This window comes from Streptomyces sp. CA-111067 (assembly GCF_050956065.1).
In the GTDB taxonomy this organism is placed as follows: domain Bacteria; phylum Actinomycetota; class Actinomycetes; order Streptomycetales; family Streptomycetaceae; genus Actinacidiphila.
This window is the reverse complement of record NZ_CP192103.1, coordinates 6,793,172-6,813,217: the sequence shown is the minus strand read 5'-3', so window position 1 is coordinate 6,813,217 and position 20,046 is coordinate 6,793,172. Positions and strand designations below refer to the sequence as shown.

General features: G+C 72.1%; 13 protein-coding genes. 6 read left to right on the top strand and 7 right to left on the bottom strand.

Features of this window, described 5'->3' with window-relative positions; genetic code table 11:
* The first annotated feature begins 61 nt into the window (after positions 1–61).
* Positions 62–442 (top strand): acyl carrier protein, encoded by a 381-nt coding sequence (locus ACQPW6_RS30175; RefSeq protein WP_433892862.1) that lies wholly within the window; start codon positions 62–64, stop codon positions 440–442.
* Here the strand turns inward: ACQPW6_RS30175 and ACQPW6_RS30170 are convergent.
* Complete coding sequence (locus tag ACQPW6_RS30170; protein WP_433892861.1) at positions 417–1,268, bottom strand: class I SAM-dependent methyltransferase; 852 nt, start codon at positions 1,266–1,268, stop codon at positions 417–419. The two genes, ACQPW6_RS30175 and ACQPW6_RS30170, sit on opposite strands and share 26 nt — an antisense overlap.
* 234 nt (positions 1,269–1,502) lie before the next feature.
* Between ACQPW6_RS30170 and ACQPW6_RS30165 the strand changes: the two genes are divergently transcribed.
* Together ACQPW6_RS30165 and ACQPW6_RS30160 are read left to right on the top strand one after the other, a co-directional pair.
* Positions 1,503–2,654 carry an acyl-CoA dehydrogenase family protein gene (locus ACQPW6_RS30165; RefSeq protein ID WP_433892860.1) on the top strand — a complete coding sequence of 384 codons (1,152 nt, stop codon included), beginning with the start codon at positions 1,503–1,505 and terminating at the stop codon, positions 2,652–2,654.
* Positions 2,654–3,481: a hypothetical protein gene (locus ACQPW6_RS30160; RefSeq protein ID WP_433892859.1), complete on the top strand. Its 828-nt coding sequence runs from the start codon at positions 2,654–2,656 to the stop codon at positions 3,479–3,481. The genes ACQPW6_RS30165 and ACQPW6_RS30160 overlap by 1 nt, the downstream gene beginning before the upstream one ends.
* On the opposite strand, the gene ACQPW6_RS30155 is transcribed toward ACQPW6_RS30160, so the two are convergent.
* Complete coding sequence (locus ACQPW6_RS30155; protein WP_433892858.1) at positions 3,459–4,880, bottom strand: condensation domain-containing protein; 1,422 nt, start codon at positions 4,878–4,880, stop codon at positions 3,459–3,461. The genes ACQPW6_RS30160 and ACQPW6_RS30155 overlap by 23 nt on opposite strands.
* 313 nt (positions 4,881–5,193) lie before the next feature.
* Between ACQPW6_RS30155 and ACQPW6_RS30150 the strand changes: the two genes are divergently transcribed.
* Positions 5,194–5,946 carry an SDR family oxidoreductase gene (locus ACQPW6_RS30150; RefSeq protein WP_433892857.1) on the top strand — a complete coding sequence of 251 codons (753 nt, stop codon included), beginning with the start codon at positions 5,194–5,196 and terminating at the stop codon, positions 5,944–5,946.
* 68 nt (positions 5,947–6,014) lie between these two features.
* Here ACQPW6_RS30150 and ACQPW6_RS30145 read toward each other — a convergent pair whose 3' ends face one another.
* Entirely contained in the window at positions 6,015–8,843 is a 2,829-nt protein-coding gene (locus tag ACQPW6_RS30145; protein ID WP_433892856.1) for a discoidin domain-containing protein, read from the bottom strand.
* A gap of 259 nt (positions 8,844–9,102) precedes the next feature.
* Here ACQPW6_RS30145 and ACQPW6_RS30140 point away from each other — a divergent pair, with 259 nt between their 5' ends.
* A complete protein-coding gene (locus ACQPW6_RS30140; protein ID WP_433892855.1) occupies positions 9,103–10,041 on the top strand; it encodes a carbohydrate kinase family protein in 939 nt (312 codons plus the stop codon).
* A gap of 7 nt (positions 10,042–10,048) precedes the next feature.
* On the opposite strand, the gene ACQPW6_RS30135 is transcribed toward ACQPW6_RS30140, so the two are convergent.
* Complete coding sequence (locus ACQPW6_RS30135; protein WP_433892854.1) at positions 10,049–12,181, bottom strand: tetratricopeptide repeat protein; 2,133 nt, start codon at positions 12,179–12,181, stop codon at positions 10,049–10,051.
* 630 nt (positions 12,182–12,811) lie between these two features.
* On the opposite strand from ACQPW6_RS30135, the gene ACQPW6_RS30130 reads away from it, so the two are divergent.
* Positions 12,812–16,042, top strand: coding sequence for a BTAD domain-containing putative transcriptional regulator (locus ACQPW6_RS30130; protein ID WP_433892853.1), 3,231 nt, complete (start codon positions 12,812–12,814; stop codon positions 16,040–16,042).
* A gap of 401 nt (positions 16,043–16,443) precedes the next feature.
* Here ACQPW6_RS30130 and ACQPW6_RS30125 read toward each other — a convergent pair whose 3' ends face one another.
* From ACQPW6_RS30125 to ACQPW6_RS30115, 3 genes are read right to left on the bottom strand one after another with little or no spacing between them, the layout of a single operon-like run.
* Positions 16,444–17,283, bottom strand: a complete 840-nt coding sequence (locus ACQPW6_RS30125) for an ABC transporter permease (protein ID WP_433892852.1) — start codon at positions 17,281–17,283, stop codon at positions 16,444–16,446.
* Positions 17,280–18,875: an ABC transporter permease subunit gene (locus ACQPW6_RS30120; RefSeq protein WP_433892851.1), complete on the bottom strand. Its 1,596-nt coding sequence runs from the start codon at positions 18,873–18,875 to the stop codon at positions 17,280–17,282. Before ACQPW6_RS30120 ends, ACQPW6_RS30125 begins: the two co-directional genes overlap by 4 nt.
* The gene (locus ACQPW6_RS30115; RefSeq protein WP_433892850.1) at positions 18,872–19,837 is read right to left on the bottom strand and encodes an ATP-binding cassette domain-containing protein; all 966 of its coding nucleotides are present in this window, start codon (positions 19,835–19,837) and stop codon (positions 18,872–18,874) included. Before ACQPW6_RS30115 ends, ACQPW6_RS30120 begins: the two co-directional genes overlap by 4 nt.
* Between the last annotated feature and the right edge of the window lie 209 nt (positions 19,838–20,046).

Sequence of the window (20,046 nt, the reverse complement as noted above, 5' to 3'; positions counted from 1 at the left end):
ACGTGGCGCGGCACCCGCCGGTCGGTGCGTCGTGTCGTCCACCCCGATACGGAGCCGATGCATGAGCAGTCCCAGTACGTCCGCCGGCCCCGGCAGCGCGGGAGGTTCCGCCGGAACCGCAGAGGCCGCCGGAACCGGAGAGGCCGCCGCCACCCCGTGGGAAGAACCCTTCGAGCAACTGCTGCACGAAGCGGTGCCCGGCCTGCCCGCCGGCCCGGTCGATCCTGCCGCCGACCTCAACAAGGCCGGCCTCGACTCGCTGGCGTCGGTTCAGCTGCTGCTCGAACTCGAAGCCGCCTTCGGCCTGTCGGTGCCCGACGACGACCTCGACTGGCGGATGTTCGACACCCCGCTGTCGTTGTGGCGGGTGGTCGAGGCCAGCCGCCCGGCCGTCCCGGGGGACGGCGCGGTCGCGGTCAGCGGCACAGGAACAGGCCGGTGAGGCAGTGCACCCGCAGCTCACCGCCGCCGGCCCGCAGCCGCCGCTCGACCTCCTCGCGCAACACCTCGGCGAGGTCGGCGAGTTGCTGCGGGCCGGCCCGCAGCATAGGGAAGTAGGAAGCGAAGTAGCGCAACGCCGGCTCGGCGCTGTCGAGGCGGATGACCGAGGGAAGACGGTGCTCGGCGACCTCGTCGAAGGCGCCGCCGAGCACGGCGGCAGCCGACTCCAGCGGAAAGCCGGCGCTGAACGACAGCCGTCCGCCGTCGCCCCCGTCCCGCTCCCCGTCGCCGTCGCTGTGCCCGGCGCGCCGCTTCGACGCGGCCTGCCCCGTCCGCGCCTGGGCGGCCTGCCATATCTCCTGCAACTCCGCCTTGTCGGCGGTGGAGTTGGTCGAGACCAGAAGGCACCCGCCGGGTTTGAGCACCCGCCGCATCTCCGCGAGCGCGGCGGGCACGTCGGGCAGGTGGTAGAGCATGTGCATGGCCATCAGGGCGTCCACGGAGTCCGCTGCCAGCGGCAGCCGGGAGGCGTCGGCCACCGCCCGGGCCCCGGTGACCTGCTGGGCCATGCCGGGGGATAGGTCCATGCCGACCACGTCGAGGTCCGGTCTGGCGTGGCGAAGCGCATGGACGTAGGTGCCGTTTCCGCAGCCGACGTCGACCACGGTCCCGGTCACCTCGGACAGCAGCTCCACCGCGATGAGCGGCAGGTCGTGCCGCGGCTCCTGGGCGCGGTAGAGGGCCTGCCGGGCGCTGAGGTGCGAGTCGTCCCGGTAGGCGCTGGTCACGAGCAGTTGCCGGTCGGTCGTCGCCTCCGGACTGGGCACGGCGATCACATCCTCACGTCCACGAGCAGCACGTCCACGGGCAGGGGGTCCGGCACCCAGCCTATGCACCCCGGCCCCGGCGTCCACTCCCCCGGCAGTGACCGCACGGCGACGGCCCCGCCCTCCGACCCCGCACCACCGCACCACCGGCAACACCGCACCCCCGCAACGGAACCCGGCCACCGGATGTGCGTCGCTGAGCGCCGAGACGAAGACGAAGACGAGGAGTGAGACATGGACCCGGTCGCGCTGGAGAACCCGCCGCCCACCCGCGAGATCGCCGAGCGGTCCCGGCTGGTCGCGGAGAAGGCAGCCGTGTACGCCGGCGACGTCGACCGCAGGGCCCGCTTCCCCGGCGAGGCGGTGGCCGCGCTGCGCGAGAGCGGGCTGCTGGTCGCCGTCGCCCCGCATGCCCTGGGCGGCGGCGGGCTCGGTCCCCGTGCCCTGCTGTCGGTCGCGGCGGCCCTCGCCCGCGGCTGCGCGTCCTCCGCCATGGTCTGGGCGATGCACCAGGCCCAACTCGCCTGCCTGGTACGGCACGGCTGCGATGCCGACCTGCTGCGGACCGCTGTCGCCGAGCAGTGGCTCATCGCCTCCGTCACGAGTGAGAAGGACGTCGGCGGGGAGCTGCGCACCAGCCGTGCCGCGCTCGACGGCCCGGCGGGCGGCGAGCGGCACCTGACGAAGGAGGCCACCGCGATCTCCTACGGCGCGCAGGCCGACGCCTTCCTGCTCACCTGCCGGACGGGCGCCGAGGCGGCGGAAGGCGACCAGGCCGCCGCCGTGGTGACCCGCGGGCAGGTGCACCTGACGCCGACCGGCTCCTGGGACACGCTGGGCATGCGGGGCACCTGCAGCCCGCCGTTCACGGTCCGCGCCGAGTTCCCCGCCCGCCAGATCCTTCCGGTGCCCTTCCAGGAGATCGCCGCGGCCACCCTGGTGCCGCTGACCCATCTGCTGTGGGCGGGGGTCTGGACCGGCCTGGCGGACGAGGCGCTGCACCGCGCACGGATGTGCGTACGGCGCAGGGCCCGCTCCGGGCAGGCCGCGCCGCCCGAACTCGCCCTCATCCAGGCCCGGGCGGCCGGTCTGCGCGCCCATGCGGCGGCGGCCGCCGACAGCGTGGCCGCGGTCCTGCGCGGCGACCGCGCGCCCGGGCCCGGCCTCGCGGTCGAGCTGAACGCGCTCAAGCTCGCCGTGTCGGACGGCGTGGTCGACGTCGTCGGGCAGGCCCTGCGGGTCTGCGGCATGGCGGGCTTCGCCGAGGACGCGCCGACGTCGGTCGCCCGGCTGCTCAGGGACGCCCACTCGGCACCGTTGATGATCAGCAACAGCCGGCTCGCCGGCACCAACGCGCAACTCCTGTTGCTCGCCAAGGGGGAATGATGGACCTGCCCGACGCACCGCTCCTGCCCATGGCCCCGTACGGAGTCGAACTCGTCCCCCCGGAGGACGCCCGCATCCGGGACTCCCTGCGCCGGCTGCTCGGCGACGCGTTCGGCGGCCCGGAGGTCAGGCGTTTCCTCGCGCCTCCCGTGATGGCGCGCGCGGTCGCCGAACGCGCCGGCTACACCGCGTCGTTCCCGCATCTCATCGGCACGGTCGCCACCGCACCGGACGGCGGCGAGCAGGTCGGCACCGATCTGGTGCTGACCCCGGCCGCGTGCCACCACGTCTTCCCGCTCTTCGCCGGCCGGAGCGTCCGGCGCAGCGAGGGCATCGGCGTCGAAGCCGCGTGCTTCCGTGCGGAGAAGGAGCAGGAGCAGGGCCGGCTGCGGTCGTTCCTGATGTACGAGACCGTGTGGCTCGGGGCGGCCGAGGAGGTCGACCGCTGGTGCACGGCGGCCCTGGACCGTTCCGAGGCGTGGCTTCGCGGCCTGGGGCTGGCCGCGCGGCGGCAGCCGGCCAGCGACCCGTTCTTCGGGCGGACCGGCCCGTGGCTCGCCGCCAGGCAGCAGTCCGAGCAGTTGAAGTGGGAACTCGCGGTCGAGGTCGCGGACGGTACCGTCCAGGCCGTCGCGTCGGTGAACCGGCACCGCCGCCATTTCGCGGACGCCTTCGCCATCACGCTGTCCGACGGTACGGCCGCGCACAGCGCGTGCACCGCCTTCGGGCTCGACCGCCTGGTGCTGGCGCTGCGTCACGCGCACGGCGAGCCGGACGCGTGGCCGCCGTCGCTGAGGACGGCTCTCAGCCTCCCGCCGGCCCGCTGACCGGTTCGGCCAGCGCGGCCCGCGCCACGGCGTCGGCCGGGACGCCGGGATCGTCGGCCGCGGCTTCCAGCAGCCGTTCCATCGCCGTGAGCAGCGGCACCGGACCGAGCGGGAAGTGCAACCGGTCCAGATAGAGGGACAGTTCCACCGCCGCCGCGACGTCGTGCACCATGAGCAGGTACTTCGAGTCCATGTCGGGCTTCACGTCGGTGTAGTCGCGGAACCAGGTGCCGCCGCCGGCGCACCGGGGGTCGGTGTCCAGGCAGGTGACCGCGGACTCCCGCGGGCGTGACACGTAGCGCTTGTCGTTGAAGAACGCGTACTTCTTCGTCAGCGAGCCCCGCTCCCGCATGATGCGCTCCAACTCCGCCTCCTGGAGCACCGGATCGCACTGGCTGTACAGCGCCGTCGTCACGGCGGAGGAGGCCACCCGGGACAGGAAGTCGCGGAAGCCCTCGCCCGCGGTGATCCGTACCCTGAACAGGCCGTTGAGGTTCACCGCCCCCACCGAGTACCGCGCCTTCGGCTTGAACCGCAGTGCGATCAGCGAGCGGAGCGCCACCTCTTCCTCGTCCAGCACGCAGGCCATCACCTGGGCGCCGGCGGCGAGTATCACGTTCGAAGCCGTGACCTGGAGGTCGTCGCAGATCCGGGCCACCGCGCGCGCCATGCGGTGGGAGTGGATGAGCGAGGTCTCGGGAACCGGCCGGAGTTCGCTGTCCCCGGCGAACATCGACCGGGGGACGTCGCGGAAGGCGTCCCGCCAGTGGGCGAGGGTGCGCTCGGCCATGCGCGCGCCCTGCGCGGAACCCTCGTACTCCGCACGGTCGATGGGCTGCTCGGAGGCGACCGCGCTGCGGTACGCGTCGCTGTCCCGGCCGCGCGCGAGGACGTCGGGGAACGCGTCGTGGATCACCCGCAGGCTCCACCCGTCCACGGCCACGTGGGCCACCACGCACACGGCCCGCACCGGCTTGCCCGCCACGCTGACCAGGGCGATGCGCACCGGCAGCGCGGCGAACGCGAAGGGCTGCGGAAGGATGTCGGCGACGATCCCGTCGATGTCCCATGTGTCCGGCGGGCCCGACACCTCGTAGCGGTGCACGGGCACCGCACCGGCGCCGTGCACCCGCTGAAGCACCCGCTCGACGCCCGCTTCGGTGTTCTCGTAGCTGGTGCGCAGTGCCTCGTACCCGGCCAGCAGGTCGCCGAAGGCGTCCAGCACCGCCGACTCGGCCGTCCCGTCGGGGAGTTCCCACACGCTGTGCAGATTGCGCCGGTAGGCGTCCTGGCCCTCCCAGCAGATGACGGACCAGATGGCCTTCTGCGCCCAGTTGAGCGGACCGGTGCGCTCGCTGGCCCCGTGGAAGCGTAGTTCGGTGACAGCGTGCGCGCGCATTCGGACCGCCTTCCGCAGGGACCGGGCCTCCGGCGTCTCCGCCGCAACCGATCGTCAACTGCCCCACTGGTGAAGTCAATGCGCGCGGGCCGGCCCGGCATCGGCGCGGTGCAGTCCCCGGCCTGGTCATGGTTCACGCCGCAGTTGCTGAATCCGCAGGTCGCAGCGTCCACTTGGTACGGCGCTAACATGAGGGCCAGGTACAAGGACATCGCGGGGGGGCGACCTCGCGGTCACCGTCATCGACGTGCTGACGGCGCGGTCCGACCGGCGAACTGACGGACGATCCGACCGACGAGAGGACAACGGGGAGATGCGCGTAGCAGTGTCAGGCGGTACGGGAGTCGCCGGGCGGCTGGTGGTCGCGGCGCTGTCGGACGCGGGGCACGACCCCGTGGTGATCGCCCGCTCCACAGGCGTCAACCTGCTGACGGGCGACGGCCTCGACGCGGCGCTGGCGGGCGCGGAGGCGGTGATCGACGCGTCCAACGTGACGACCACGTCGCGCGGGAAGTCGGTGAGGTTCTTCGAGACGGCGGGCCGCCGGCTTCTCGACGCGGAGCAGAAGGCCGGCGTGCGCCACCACGTGACCCTGTCGATCGTGGGCATCGACCGGGTCGACTACGGCTACTACTTCGGCAAGCGCCGCCAGGAGGAACTGGCCAAGGCAGGCCCGGTGCCGTGGACGGTGCTGCGGGCCACCCAGTTCCACGAGTTCGCCGACCAGATGCTGGCGAACGTCCCCGGCCCGTTCGCCCTCGTCCCGAAGATGCTCAGCCGCCCGGTCGCGGTGAGCGAAGTGGCCGACGCCCTGGTGCAGTTGGCCCTCGGCGAGCCGCAGGGCATGGCCCCCGAACTGGCCGGCCCCCGCGACGAGCAGATGGTCGACATGGCCCGCCGCCTCCTCCGCGCCCGCTCCAGCCGCCGCAAGGTCCTCCCCCTCCGCCTCCCCGGAGCCGCAGGCAAGGCGATGGCGACCGGCGCCCTCCTCCCCACAGAAGACGGCCCCCGCGGCAAAACCACCTTCGCCGACTGGCTCACCACCCAGACCACCCCCACCGCGTAACCGCGAGCGCAACCCGGCGCCCCGCCCACGGCGCAAGCCGCGGGCGGGGCGTCGGCGTTGGCGGAAGGTCAGCTCGGCCAGATCTGGAATTCGGAGAGTTGGGCGGCCGGCCAGCCCGTGTTCGCGGTGGTGGTCAGGCGGAAGTAGCGGTTCGTGGTGGACGGGAAGGTGAGCGTCACCGTGTTGTTCGCTGACGGGTCGAACGTGTAACCAGCCGAGGGCTTCAGCGTGGTGAACGTCGAGCCGTCGGTGCTTCCCGACAGCGTCAGGGTCTGGGTGCGGGCGCCCCAGCCGGGCGGGAGTTGGAGGACGGCGCGGGTGGCGGTCTGGGGGGAGCCCAGGTCTACCTGGAGCCACTGGGGGAACGCGTTGTTGGCGCTCTCCCAGTAGCTGGACTGGTTGCCGTCGGTCACGTTGGACGAGCCGTAGCCCTGGGTGTGGCTGGACTCGGCGGTCGGCTTGCCCGCCGCCAGGTTGGTGTTGGTGGGGGTGCCCGCCGTCGCGAAGGTCAGGCTGTTGAGGTTCCAGCCGCCGTTGTCCTGGTTGACGGTCAGCACCTGGCGGCCGGCCGGCAGGGTGACGGTGGCCGTTGCCGTGGCCCAGGTCTGGAAGCCGCCGGTCGCCGGGAGGGCGACCGCGCCGCTGAGGTTCGCGCCGGAGGCGTTGGAGATGTGCAGCGCGCCGCTCACCGCGCTGGGCGCCGCGACCCGCAGGCTCACCGTATAGGTGCCGGCCGAGGCCGCGTTGACGGTGTAGCGGAACCACTGGCCGCCGGTGCTCCAGCCCAGGTCGTAGCCGCCGCCGGTGTCCGACGTGGTCTCCAGGTTGACGCCGTCGGCCCGGTAGCCGTTGGCGTTCCCGTTGACGGAGCTGATGTTGTAGGCGAGGCCCTGCCCGCCGGTGTCGTAGTTCTCCGCCTGCACGGTGCCGGGGACGGCGGCCGGGGTGCCGCCGAACGGTGCCTCGACCGGGACGGTGCCCTCCCAGCTGTTGCCGCTCAACGTGGCGGCGAAGCCTGAGGAGTTGTTGGCATACGCGGTGGCGCCGGCCTTCAGACCGGTGACGGTGTTGCCGGTGATCGCCGCCGAGCCGGTGGGCGCGGGGTAGAACGGCGGTGAGATCACGATGCCGTTGCGGCCTGGGTCGGTCACCGTGTTGTCCTGGAGCACCGTGTTGGCCGAGGTCGAGAAGCCGATCCCGTCGTAGAGCGAGTCGGTCACGGTGTTGCCGGTCACGGTGGCGTGGTCGATGGAGCCGACGTTCTGGCCGTCGCCGCCGTTGCCGATGTGCAGCGCGGGCTGGCCCTGGCTGTAGGCGTTGCCGCCGGACCTCACCACGACGTTGCCCGACACCGTCGCCGACGTCAGGTCGCTGCCGTTGACGCCGAACTTGCCGACGCCCAGGCCGATGTAGCGCGCGGTGTCGCTGATGTAGTTGCCGGTGACGTGGTGCCCGCCGCCGCCGTAGATCCCGATGCCCTTGCCGCCCCACGGCGCGATGGACGTGTTGTTCGTCAGCGTGATGTTGGTCATCGGGTTGTAGTAAGTGGTGCCGCCGCCACCGGTGTTGTAGTTCACCGAGTTGATCGCGATGGCGTCGTCACCGGTGCCGCGCACGAAGTTGTTGGTGGCGGTGAGGTTGTTGCCGTCGGTCGCGTTGAGCGAGACGTTGTTGAGGTTGATGCCGTCGGCCCAGATCGACGTGAGCCGGCTGTTCTGCACCTTGCCGCCGGTGCCCGACGCCCAGAACCCGGACATCGTGTGCTGGCTCCAGATGCCGTCCGCCAGCCAGTTGGTGCCGGTGGTGTCCATCGCGCCGCCGTCGCCGCCGATGGTGCTGCGGCTGACGGCGTTGGCGTCGATGTGGAAGTCCCGCACGGTGCAGGAGGTCACCGAGAACAGCGCGCCCAGTGGGGTGTTGTTGGGGACGGGCACGTCACGGTAAACGGTGGTGTACCACATGCCGGCGCCGGCGATAGTGATGCCCTTAGCCTGCAGGGCCGCGGTGCCCTTGACGTAGAAGGTGCCCTGCGGGATCCAGAGGATCTTGCCCTGCGACTGCGCCTGGTTGATGCAGTTCTGGATGGCGGCGGCGCTGTCGACGGACTGGCTGTCGGCGGCGCCGTTGGTCGGGTTGTTGTCCGCGACCGCGCCGCAGCTGGTGATGGAGATCGAGTTGGCGGGCTGGGCGACCGGCGCCGGCGGGTTCTCCACGTCCACGGCGTCCACGTCGTAGAACGAGGCGCTGTTGGCGGCGTCCTTCTGCAGCGAGAAGGTGCTGCCGGGGGCGATCGCCGCGCCGGTGACGAAGGCGTGCGACTCGTCGAAGAACACCCGCGGCGAGCCCTCCGACGGGTTCTGGTCGTCGCTGTTGTTGTAGTTGGTGCCCTCGTAGACCCAGGTCTGCTTGGAGTTGAGGTTCAGCGCCTGCCGGAACACGCCGTTGACGTACAGGTTCAGCGTTCCGGTGATGCCGCCGCCGGACGCGGAGTCGGGGATGCTCGCGCGGACGTTGACAAAGCTGATCGGCTTGCCGGTGTTGTTCGTCCACTGCACGGACTGCCCGGTGCCGGCGAGGTGGACGTAGCCGTGGCCCGATGCCTCAAGTGCGGCGCTGGAGTACTGCGTTGTCGGCGCGGCGGTCAGCGTGACCTTGCCGGCTCCGCCGCCGAGCGTCCCGGCCTCGGCCTCGTAGGTGGCGAACGGCGTGGTGGCGCCCGCGGCGGCAGCGGCCGGGGCGGCGGCATCCCGGGAAGCAGCGGCCCTCGGGGAGGCGTCGGCTCCCGCCGCCCCGGCCGGCCCGAAGGAGATCCACACCATTCCCAGCGCGGCGGCCAGCGCCACGACCAGCCTCGGGACGAGCCACACAGCACGTTTGGGCCTAGAGAACTCACGCATCGATGCTCCTTGGGGGGACATGAGTGACCGGCGCCCCGACCGTACAGAGCGCCCTGACACCCCGCAAGGTTTCGATCGCGTAAAGCAAAAATCACACAGACTGTTGGAAGGTAGCGCGGCCAGCCCGGCAGAGGCCGTCGCCCGTCAAGGCCACCGCATGGAAGCTGCAAGCGTTTCGTCCAGCTGCCCACCGCACACTCGTTCCTGTGGGCTGCCAGCCCGCGCTGTTGTGACTCGCTCGGGGGAGGCCAGAGCACTCATGCCGCGGATCATGGTCGTGGGAATGACGCGATTAGCCATGACGGTACCGGTCGATGGATTTCCGCTTCAGTACAACTCGTTCCGCCAGACTCCCTGGCTGCGCTGCGCCGTGGTCGGCGGCGCCTACAACGTGGCCAGCGCGCTGTCGAGCCTCGGCAGCGCGCCTCAACTGTGCACGCTCGTCGGGAAGGACGACGCCGGAGAGGTCGTCAGGGCCGCGCTCAGGCGCCGCGGGCTCGACGGGCGCGGGGTGGTCGCCGCCGAGGAATCGGCGAAGACCGTGATCCTCGTCGAGCCGGAGGGCCGGGTGGCGCGCAACTCCTGGACCTCGGAGTATCGGTTCGACTATCCGATGGAGCGCTATATAGAGCAGGCAGTGAATGCCGATCTGGCCGTCATCACCGGCCACCCGTTCGGCATGTCGTTCCTCGGCGTCTCAAAGGAACTGCTGAGCCTGCCGGTTGCCGTGGACCTTCATATGTCGGCCGATATGGACGACGAACGGCAGCGGCCCTGGTTCGAGACCGCGGATGTGCTGTTCTGCAGCCATGAGCGGCTGCCCTGCCCGCCGGAGCAGTGGATAGCCGACGTGCTGCGGCGCTATCCCGGCTGCCGCATCGCGGCGGTCAGCCGCGGTGAGGAGGGTTGCACGATGGGCGTGTGGGACGGCCGGCTGATCGAGATCGAGTCCGTCACCCCGCGTCCGATCCGCAGCACCGACGGCGCCGGGGACGCGCTCTTCGCGTCCTTCCTGCACCTGTGGCTGAGTTCGGGCGAGCCGGTGGAGGCGCTGGAGTCCGCCGTGCTGTTCGCGGGCTGGAAAATCGGCGTGGACTCGGCCTCCGACGGCTTCGTCTCGGCCGCCGAACTCGCCGCGCTGCGCCACGTCTACCCGCTGCGCACGCGGATCGGAACCTGGCGCCAGAACGGGAGTTGACCGCCGTTCACCCGGCACCGGCGGCGCCGAGGCGGGCCGCGTGCTCCGACGCGCGGTGGGCGTCGGCGAGGGTGCCGAGGCGCTGGTAGAGAGCGGCGGCCCGGAGGTAGAAGTCCCGGGCCGCCGCTTCGTCGCCCTCCCGCTCGGCCAGCTCGCCGAGCGCCTCACACACCGGGCCCTCCTCGAAGACGACGCCGGACGCGCCAGTGTGGTCCAGCGCGGCGAGCAGGTGGGGACGGGCCGAGGGGCCATCGCCGGACCGCGAGTACGCCTCGCCGAGGAGCCGTTCGACCAGCGCCTCGTAGCGGTCGCCGGTCCCGGCGATCATCTCCCGGGCCCGGCTGAGATGGCCGATCGCCTCCTCGTGCCGGCCGCGCAGGCTCTCGGTCTCGCCGATGGCGGCGTGGTTGCGCGCCAGGTCCCGGCGGTCACCGGTCTTCTCCTGGACGGCCTGGGCGGCGCGCAGCAGTTCCACCGCCCGGTCCTGGTCGCCGAGATCCCGGTGGGTGAGGGCGGTGTGGTGCAGGACCAGTGCCTCGCCGCGCCGGTCGCCGATCTCCCGGCGCAGCGCGAGGGCGTCGGCGAACGCCGTCAGCGCCTCACGGTGCCGGCCCGCGTCGCGCAGCGCGATGCCGAGCCCCATCCGCAGCCGCGCCTCGCCGAGCCGGTGGCCGCAGGCGGCCGCCGCCACCACGCCGATCTCGTGCGCGGCGATCCAGTCCTGGCGGTAGCGCAGCGAGCTGAACAGGCTCCACATGGAGTCGGCGAGCTGCCACGCGGCGGAGTTCATGCCGTTCTCGACGGCCAGCCGCTGGGCTGCCATCAGGTTTCCGCGTTCGGCCTCGAACCAGTCCAGGGCGGTGGCGGCGTCGGGAAACGCGGCGGGAGCGGCCTGGCCGGACGGCGGCCTGAAGTATTCGGGCGCCGGTCGGTGCCGCTGCGGGTAGAGGACGTGGTCGGCGCCGTTCGCCGTCAACAGGTAGTGGTCGAGCACCCGTTGCACGGCCTCGGCGCGCAGCCCGCCGGGGTCGTCGGCGGCGGCGCGGCTGATCGCGTGCCGGTGGATCAGGTCGTGGAACCGGTAGCGGCCGGGGCTCGGCCGGCTCAGCAGGTTCGCGTCGATCAGCGCGGCGAGCGCGCCGGACACGTCGGCGACCTCGGGCTCCGCGGCGGCGACGGCCCGTGCGACGGCCGCGGCGAACTCGGGGCCCGGGTGCAGGCCGAGCCGCCGGTAGAGCCGGGCCGCGGTCGGCGGCAGCGCGGAGTAAGCCTGGTCGAGGCAGGCGTTCATGGAGAACTCCTCATCGTCGAAACCGGAGCCGTAGCCCGAGCCGGAGCCAGGACCGGCGGGGGAGCCCGAGCCGGAACCGGACTCGGCGAGGAGGTCGGCCGCCACATCGGCGATGCTCCATCCCGGCCGCACCGACAGCAGCGCCGCGCCGACGCACACCGCGAGCGGGAACCGCCCGCAGGAGGCGACGAGTTCATGGGCGGCGGGTTCGTCGTGCGCGATCCGGTCCCGGCCCGCGATGCGGCCGAGCAGCTGAACTGCCGAGTCGGCGTCCAGGGGTTCGAGCGGCAGCACCCGGGCCCCGTCCAGGAGCAGCGAGTTGAGCCGCCGCCGGCTGGTGACCACGCAGATGCTGCCGCTGCCGGCTGGCGCGAGCGGGCGGGTCTGGGCGGCGGAGAAGGCGTTGTCGCAGAGGACGGCGATCCGCAGGTCGGCAGTGAGTGAACGGTAGAGGGCCGTCTGCTCGGGCAGGTCGGTGGGCACGTGCTCAGGCCGCACGCCGAGCGCGTGCAGGAAGCGCGGCAGCACGCTGCTGGGCGCGACCGGCTCCTCAGCGAGGTGGCCGCGCAGGTCGACGTAGAGCTGGCCGTCGGGGAAGTCGGCGCGGTGACTTCGCAGCCAGGACACGGCCAGCGCCGACTTGCCCACGCCCGGCGGCCCGCTGATCACCGCGACGGAGGGGCCGTCCGGCGTGAGGGTGGCGTCGAGGTGGGCGAGGCTGTCCAGCCGGCCGGTGAAGTGCCGCGGGGCGGGGGGAAGTTGGCGCGGGAGGTGGCGGGGCCGCGCGGGGCCGGTGCCGAAGTAGACGTCACCGTGGATGGCGGCGGCCTGGAGGCTGGGGCCGTGCACGGTGCCGGAGAGGGTGTTGGTCAGGTCGCCGGGAGCGGGGGCGGGTACGGACTCAGTCCCGTGCTCAGGACCGGGCCTGGGTACGGGTACGGGTTCAGGTCCGGATCCGGGCTCGCGTCCGGGTGACGGCCCGGACTCCGGTCCCGGTAACGGCCCGGGGCCCTCGGCTGACGGGTGGGCGTCCGATGCCTCCATGAAGCCCCCCGGCGCCGGCACGATCGATTCCCCGTTCGTGTGCAATGCACTTGCATTCCCCGCTCGATCTGCCCGTGTTCTTTCGAAAACAAACGGATCGCACCCTTGAACCGGACCGATATTGGCCGATTGCCGCCGTGGGAATCGGCACCTCCGAGGGCCCCGGTGCGCTACGGGCCGCGAACGGACTGGGTGGCAGGCGTATGGCCAGCGCGATCAGGCGGCAACGGGTCCGGGGGCGTGCGGAGTTCGCACCTGGAGACCGTCCGCCAGGGTTGGCCAGAACGCCCGCTCCGCGCGGCCGGCGCCACGGCGTCCTCTGCCGATCTTCACAGGCCCGTGCCACACTGCCGTCCTGAGCAACGCGTGTATACCACTCAGTTCGGCTGGCAATGGGAGAGACCGGGCACGGGGAGGGCGCGGGTGGAACTACGCATGCTTGGCCCTCTGGAGCTCTGGGCTCAGGGCCGCTCGCACCGGCTCGGCTCCCCGCAGGAGCGGCGGGTGCTGGCGATCCTGCTCATGGCCGAGGGCCGGGCCGTCCCCGTCGGCCGGCTGATCGACCACGCCTGGGACGGTGACCCGCCGCCGAGCGCGGTGGAGACGCTGCACAGCTACATCTCACGGCTGCGGTCCCGGCTCCGGGCCGCGAGCCCCGACCAGTTGGGCCTTGACTCCTTCTCCCGCACCTACTCGCTGCGCGTTCCGCCGGATTCGGTCGACCTGCTCCAGTTCAGGCAGCTGTGCCGGCAGGGCCGGCAGGCCGTCGAGCGCGGCGACACCGAATACGCAGTCTCCCTCTTCCGGGACGCGGAGGCGCTGCGCAGGGCGGAACCGCTCGCCGACATCACGGGGCTCTGGGCCGCGTCGGTGCGGGAGCGGCTGCGCGAGGAGCTGCGCGAGGCGACCGAGACCCGGATCCGGTTGGAGCTCTCGCTCGGACGGCACTCCCAACTGATCAGTGAGCTCAACGAGTTGGCCGAGCGCACGCCGGTGGTCGAGCCGGTGGTGGCGGATCTGATGACTGCGCTCTACCGGTGCGGCCGGCTGACGGAGTCGCTGGCCGCGTACCGGACCGCCCGGCGCCGGCTGAAGGACGAACTCGGCCTCGAACCGAGCCGCGACCTGCAGGATCTGCACGAGCGGATACTTCGGCGCGATCCGGGACTGCTCCAGCCCGCCGCGCCCGCCCGCCCCCGGCTGGCCCCGCTGGACAACCTGCTGCGCGACATCCCCGACTTCACCGGTCGCGAGGAGGAGATCGGCCTGCTGACGCAGGAGTTGGGCGGCCAGGACACACCGACGGCACTCCCCCTCGCGGTCGTGCACGGCATGCCGGGGGTCGGGAAGACGCGGCTGGCAGTACGGGTCGCGAACCTGCTGCGCGACCGTTACCCCTCGGGCCGCCTCTACATCAACTTGCGGACGCACAGCGGCGAGCAGCCACTCGACCCGGCCGCCGCGCTCGCTGGACTGCTGATGGCCCTGGGGCTCCCGGCCGACAAACTGCCGGCCGGACTCGCCGAACGCGCGGCGCTGTGGCGCGAGTTGATGGCCCGCCGCAAGGCGATCATCGTCCTCGACGACGCGCACAGCGCATCTCAGGTGCGCCCGCTGCTCCCCGGAACTCCCGGCTGCTCGGTGCTGGTGACCAGCCGCCACCACCTCACGGACCTGGAGGGGGCGTGGTCGCTCTCGCTGGAGGTGCCGTCGCCTTCGCAGGCGTCGGAGCTGTTCACGAGGGTCGCGGGGCGGGCGCGGATCACTGACAGCGCGGCGCTGCGCCGCACGGTCGAATTATGCGGATTCCACCCGTTAGCGCTGCATTTGGCCGCCGCCCGCTTGCGCCAGCGGGCCGGCTGGACGATCGAGGACCTGGCCGACCGGCTGGCCCAGGCGCCGTCTTTGCTCGACGAGATCGACGCGCCGGCTGGGATCGCCGCCGCGTTCGGCTGCTGCTACGGGGAGTTGAACCCGGACGACCAGTTGGTCTTCCGCCGGCTGGCACTTCACCCCGGCCCCGATCTCACCGTGGCAGTCGCCGCGACGATGGCCGGCACGGACGAGTCCCGGGTCCGGCACAGCCTGGACGCGCTGCTGGACGGCCACCTCATCGAGGAGAGCGGGCGGGACCGGGTCCGATTCCACGATCTGCTGCGGGACTTCGGCCTGACCGCCGGGGCGCGAGAGGATTCCGCATCCGAACGGGACGCGGCAGTGGGCCGGATGCTGGACCACTACCTCACGCATGCGGACCTTGCCGACCAACTCGCGCACCCCCACCGCCCGAGCCTCAGCGTGACCCCGGCGGGGCCCGTGGGCGGGGCCGGAGCGCCCACCGGGGCGGATGCGAACGGTTCGCCGGCGGGACGGCCCGCCAACACGTCTACCGATCCGGCTGCCGGGACACCCGTCAGGGCACCCACCAGCCCGTCCGCGCCGTGGATCCGCACCGCCGACGAGGCCAAGGCGTGGCTCGACCTGGAGCGGGCGAACCTTCTGGCCGCCGCCCGGCTGGCGACCACGCGCTCGCCGCACCACGCGGTGTACTTTCCACACGTCCTGGCCGATTCCTTCCTGGCTTGGGGGGTCTGGGAGACCGGAGCCGAGCTGTATGCCACGTCGGTGGCGCTCGCGGACGGGCACGATGACGCCGTGCTGGCCCAACTCCTTGTGGAGACAGCCGCGTTGCTGTGGTCCCAGGGTGCCCATGAAGATGCCTTGCGGCACGCGTCACGGGCTCTGGCCATCAGCAGACGGCGGGACCTGCCGGGGGTCCAGGCGCAGGCGCTCTTCGAAATCGGCCGTGCCCACCTGATCGCGGCACGCCGCAAGGAGGCGATGCAGTGCTTCAGCCAGGCCCTGACGCTTCATCAAGCAGGCGGCAACCCCAACGGCGAGGCCGACACCCTCAGGCTCCTGGGCATCGGATTCACGTACGCCGGCCGGTTCCAGGAGGCAATCGGTCTATTCCATAGGGCACTTGAGATCCACGCAAGGACGAAGGACCAGCTCGGCCAGGTCAAGGCGCTCAATAATATTGGCGAATCAACCGCAACGCTTGGTGACTACACGGAGGCTCGCGCCTATTACGAACGCTCCCTGATGGTGCTTCGCGACATCGGCGGACGTTCCCAGTTGTCCAATCTGCTCACGAACCTCGGCAACATCTGCCGGGCGACGGGCGAGACGGACGAGGCACTGTCGTACTACCTCCGGGCGCTGGCCGGCTACCGCGACACCGGTGACCCGCGGGGCGAGTCGGATGTTCTGGTCTGTATCGGAATTGCATATCTGGAGACCGGCCGGCATATGGAAGCCCGGCTGCATTTCCAGATGGGTGCCAGTATCGCGGAGCGCATCAATGACCGGTTCGGGCGGGTGCAAGCACTCATCGGCACCGCGAACACCCAGTTCGCCGCGCGGCAGTTCGGCCTGGCGATGACGATGTTCAAAGAAGCATTGCGGACGGCCGAGGAGCTGGGGACCCCCCTCGCTGTCGGACGGGCGCTGGAGGGAATCGGCAAGGTCACCGAGGCGACCAAGGGAGCGGCGGCGGCGCGTAGTTTCTTCGAGCGCGCATTCGATATCTACCACCAGCTTGGACTGCCAGAGGCGGGCACCATACGCCGCAGGCTGGACGCGTCGGGAGCCGCCGGTTCTTGAACGGCCCCCCGACGCTTGCGCTCACAGTCGCGCCCACCACATGTATATGAGGCTCACAGCGATGGCTACTGCAGACGTCAACTGACCAGTCGCAATGCTATCCATGGTACGAGAATTCTCCTGAGGGTGCGCACGCCGGGGAGCGCACCCGTGCACTGCGGACGCGCTGTGGGGATCACGGTAGTCCACGGCTGGCCTAGTCGCGAGCCCACTAGACCATTACCTAAACCTGCGTGCCACCCAGCCGGATGCCAGAACATCAGGCTATTGCGCACTTCGCGAAGCTACGCATTAATTACGCGACTAAGGACTCCGCCATCCAGCTGCGAACTCATGGAATCAAGCACCCTGCGCTTGCCAAGAACGCCACCACCGCCCGCTCGCCGGACGCGAAGCCCTAGCTACGCGTCGCGGACGCGGAGCAGCCAGCCGCCCGACAGCAGCGCCGCGGCAGCCCAACCCGCCAGGACGGCGACTCCCTCCCCGGGCGTCAGGGGCGGGTGGGCGGTGGGGGTTGTCGTCTGGAGGGCGAGGGCCGCTGTCAGCGGGGAGATCTGGTCGACGTGGCGCTGCCAGCCGGGGTCGGGCAGCACCTGGGCGATGATCGGGAGTACGAACAGCACCGCCAGGACGATGCCGATCGCCGTCGCCGAGTTGCGGACGGCCAGCGCCGCTCCGAGGGCGAGCAGGCCGATCAGGACGAGGTACAGGACGGAGCCGGCGGCGGCCCGCAGCGTCGGGCCGTCCGCCAACGACAGGGCGCGGAAGCCGTGTTCGGCCGTGAAGCCGCGCCCGGGCTCCACCATCCCGCCGATCAGCAGCGACGCGACGACAGCCACCGTCCCCGCCACCAGCGTCACCGCAGCGAGCACCGCCGACTTCGTCGCGAGGACGTCCAGGCGGCGCGGGATCGCGGTGAGCGTGGTGTGCATCATGCCGGTGCCGTACTCGTTGCCCACCATCAGCACCGCCAGCACGGCGACCACCACCTGGCCGGCCATCACGCCGGTGAGGCTGAGCCGGGCGGGGTCGCCGCCGCAGCCGGCGGCGTCGCACCGGGACGTCATGGCTACCGACGCGCCGACCGCGACGGTCAGCGCGATCACGCCGAGCACCAGCCAGCCGTTGCCCGCGTCCGTCCGCAGCTTGGTCCACTCGGCGTGCCAGGACCGCCGCAACCCGGCCCACCGCGCTCCCCCGGCCCGGCCCGGAAGGCCGCGGCCCGAACTGCCGCGCCTCACACGTCCCTCCGGCGCAGCAGCACCGTCGCCGCCGCGAACGCGACCGCCGCATAGCCGCACAGGACGGCGAAGCCCGCCCACGGCGCCAGCGGGAAGTAGCCGGAGGAGGGCCCGTAGTCGGTGAAGACCTGCCCGTACCGCACGACGCTCTGCTGGATCGCGAACCCGGCCGCCGGAGTCACCCGCAGCAGCAACTGCGAGGCGCCGTCGGGCAGTACGGAGCCGCTCGCGAGCAGGTACGGCAGCACCATGCCGACGACGACCACGGTGATCGCCACGGCCCCGCGCCGCACGATCGTGCCGACGGCGAGCGCCAACACGCCCGCGACGGCCAGCAGCAGCCCCGTACCGGCCATCACCCGCAGTTCGGTCATCGCGGGCACGGTCAGCACCGGGAAGCCGTTCGCCTGCGACCGCGCTCCGCCGAACGGGACGATCACGGCGGCGGCGACCGCACCGGCGACGAAGCCGACGCCGCCCACCACGAGCGCCTTCGCCACCAGCACCCGGGCCCGGCGCGGGCTCGCCGCCAGGGTGACGCCGATCAGCCCACGCCGGTATTCGGCGGTGACGCTGCCGGCGCCCACCACGGCCATGATGATCAGCCCGGCGAACGCGCCGACGAGGAAGTTCTCGATGGTGCGTACGCCGCTTCCGGCCTGCCCGCCGACGACCGGCGCGATGTCGCCGGCCCCGGTCACCTTGAACCCGCCGCCGGAGCCGCTGCCCGGACCGCCACCGGACCCACCACCCGTACGGACCGCCTCCGGCCCGGGGAACGAGTCGCCGTAACTCGCCGACGTCCCCGCGTTACTGCCCACCCGCCCGGTCTGCCAGCCGTCCCCCGACCACCCACCGCTCAGGGCGACGTGACCGAACGTGCCGGTGGCCGCGGCCGGCGAGAAGCCCATCCCGGTGCCGGTGCCCGTGCCGATCGACGGCGAGGTCACGAACAGCCCGACCTGCGCGGTCGCCGGCAGCCGGGCCGGCCGTACGGCGCCGATCTCGGTCCACCGCGTACCGTCCGCGGACTGGTAGCCGGTGATCGTGCCGCCGGTGCGGCGCAGCCGCAGCCAGCGCGGCGAGGCCGGAGCCGGCGCCCCGGCCGCCCCCGCCCTGTCGTGGGTGTAGTCGTACTGCATCCGTACGCCGTGGGCGCCGGTGACCATCACCGCTGCGTACCCGGAGCCCTGGCCGAGGCCGTCCTTCACGATGATGCCGGCCTTCGCCCACGGCGCCAGGCCGCCGCCGCTCTCGCCCGGGCCGCGCTGGATCTCACCGGTCAGCGCGGACACCGCGACCGTCAGCGTGCCGTCGCCCCGCAACTCCTGGTGCACGAAGGCGAAGCTGTCGTTGACCGCCTCGCCGCCCGGGCCGACCGGCAGCCCGGCGCCGTCGTGCCCCGCCTTGCTGCCGGGCGCCGTGGCGAGCAGCCCCACCGCGCAGATGACCAGCAGCGCGCCGACCGCGCTCCACGTCCAGCCGCGTACCGTACGGAACTTGGTCCACTCGGCGTGCAGCAGCCGTCCGAACCCGCCGAGCGCGGGAGTTCGGGCGGCGGCCGTTGCCGGCCGGGACGTCGTGGCGGTCATCGGCCGGCCTCCTCAGCGGCGGCGGAGGCGGCGGTGCCGCGGAACTGCACGGCGTCCCGGGTGAGTTCCATGTACGCCTCCTCCAGCGTGGCCTGATGCTCCGATATCCCGGTGACGGGCAGCCCGTTCGCGCTCAGCACGGACACCACACCCTCGGCGGGCAGTCCCGTCACGGTGATCTCGTCCTCGCCCGTGGAGCTCACGGTGGCGCCGGCGCGCGCCAGCACCGCCATGGCCTCGGTGCGTGCGGACGTCCGCAGGCTCAACCGCCCCTGCGACATCGACGCGAGCAACTCCCGTACGCCGACGTCCGCGAGGACCTTCCCGCGTCCGACGACCACCACATGGTCGGCGCTGCCCTGGAGTTCGCTCATCAGGTGGCTGGAAATCAGCACCGCGCGGCCCTGTTCCGCCAGCGTCGCCAGGAAGCCGCGCATCCACTGGAACCCTTCCGGATCAAGGCCGTTGAAGGGTTCGTCGAGCATGACGGCCGGCGGGTCGCCGAGCAGCGCCGCCGCGATGCCGAGCCGCTGTCGCATGCCGAGCGAGAAGCCGCCGGCCTTGCGGCGGGCCGCGTCCTGGAGGCCGACCTGCCCGATCACCTCGTCCACCCGCCGGGCGCCGAGCCCCTGGGAGTGGGCCAGCCAGAGCAGATGGTGGCGGGCAGTACGGCTCGGCAGCACGGCCGCGGAGTCGAGCAGCGCCCCGAGGTGGGTGAGCGGTTCTGGCAGGTCGCGGTACGGACGGCCGCCGACCAGCGCGGTGCCCTCGTCCGGCCGGTCGAGGCCGAGGATCACCCGCATGGTGGTGGACTTCCCGGCACCGTTCGGGCCGACGAAACCGGTGACCTGGCCGGGCCTGACGTCGAACGTCATCCCGGCCAGCGCCCGGGTGCTGCCGAATCGCTTGTGTACGTCCCTGACCTGGATCGATGCGTCCGGTCCGGCGAGTGTCCTCTGCATGTCAGCAGGCTAGGGAGGAGGGGGCGGCCGGGTCGTCACGGCGGCGAGCGAACTCCGCGGCGCTCGGACGGGGGACGAGGGCGCCGCCACTCCCCCGCGTGGGGGACGGCCGGCGTACTCCCTGAGGATGACGGCCCCGGCGGTGTACCGGGCGGGATGCCCCGGCGCGGACCGCGCGCTCGACGGAACGTCCCCCAGCCCCGCGCCCG

Coding starts and splice junctions, on each gene's coding strand:
- ACQPW6_RS30175 (WP_433892862.1), top strand. CDS start 62: ATGAGCAGTCCCAGTACGTCCGCCGGCCCCGGCAGCGCGGGAGGTTCC.
- ACQPW6_RS30165 (WP_433892860.1), top strand. CDS start 1,503: ATGGACCCGGTCGCGCTGGAGAACCCGCCGCCCACCCGCGAGATCGCC.
- ACQPW6_RS30160 (WP_433892859.1), top strand. CDS start 2,654: ATGGACCTGCCCGACGCACCGCTCCTGCCCATGGCCCCGTACGGAGTC.
- ACQPW6_RS30155 (WP_433892858.1), bottom strand. CDS start 4,880: ATGCGCGCGCACGCTGTCACCGAACTACGCTTCCACGGGGCCAGCGAG.
- ACQPW6_RS30150 (WP_433892857.1), top strand. CDS start 5,194: ATGCGCGTAGCAGTGTCAGGCGGTACGGGAGTCGCCGGGCGGCTGGTG.
- ACQPW6_RS30145 (WP_433892856.1), bottom strand. CDS start 8,843: ATGCGTGAGTTCTCTAGGCCCAAACGTGCTGTGTGGCTCGTCCCGAGG.
- ACQPW6_RS30140 (WP_433892855.1), top strand. CDS start 9,103: ATGCCGCGGATCATGGTCGTGGGAATGACGCGATTAGCCATGACGGTA.
- ACQPW6_RS30130 (WP_433892853.1), top strand. CDS start 12,812: ATGCTTGGCCCTCTGGAGCTCTGGGCTCAGGGCCGCTCGCACCGGCTC.
- ACQPW6_RS30120 (WP_433892851.1), bottom strand. CDS start 18,875: ATGACCGCCACGACGTCCCGGCCGGCAACGGCCGCCGCCCGAACTCCC.
- ACQPW6_RS30115 (WP_433892850.1), bottom strand. CDS start 19,837: ATGCAGAGGACACTCGCCGGACCGGACGCATCGATCCAGGTCAGGGAC.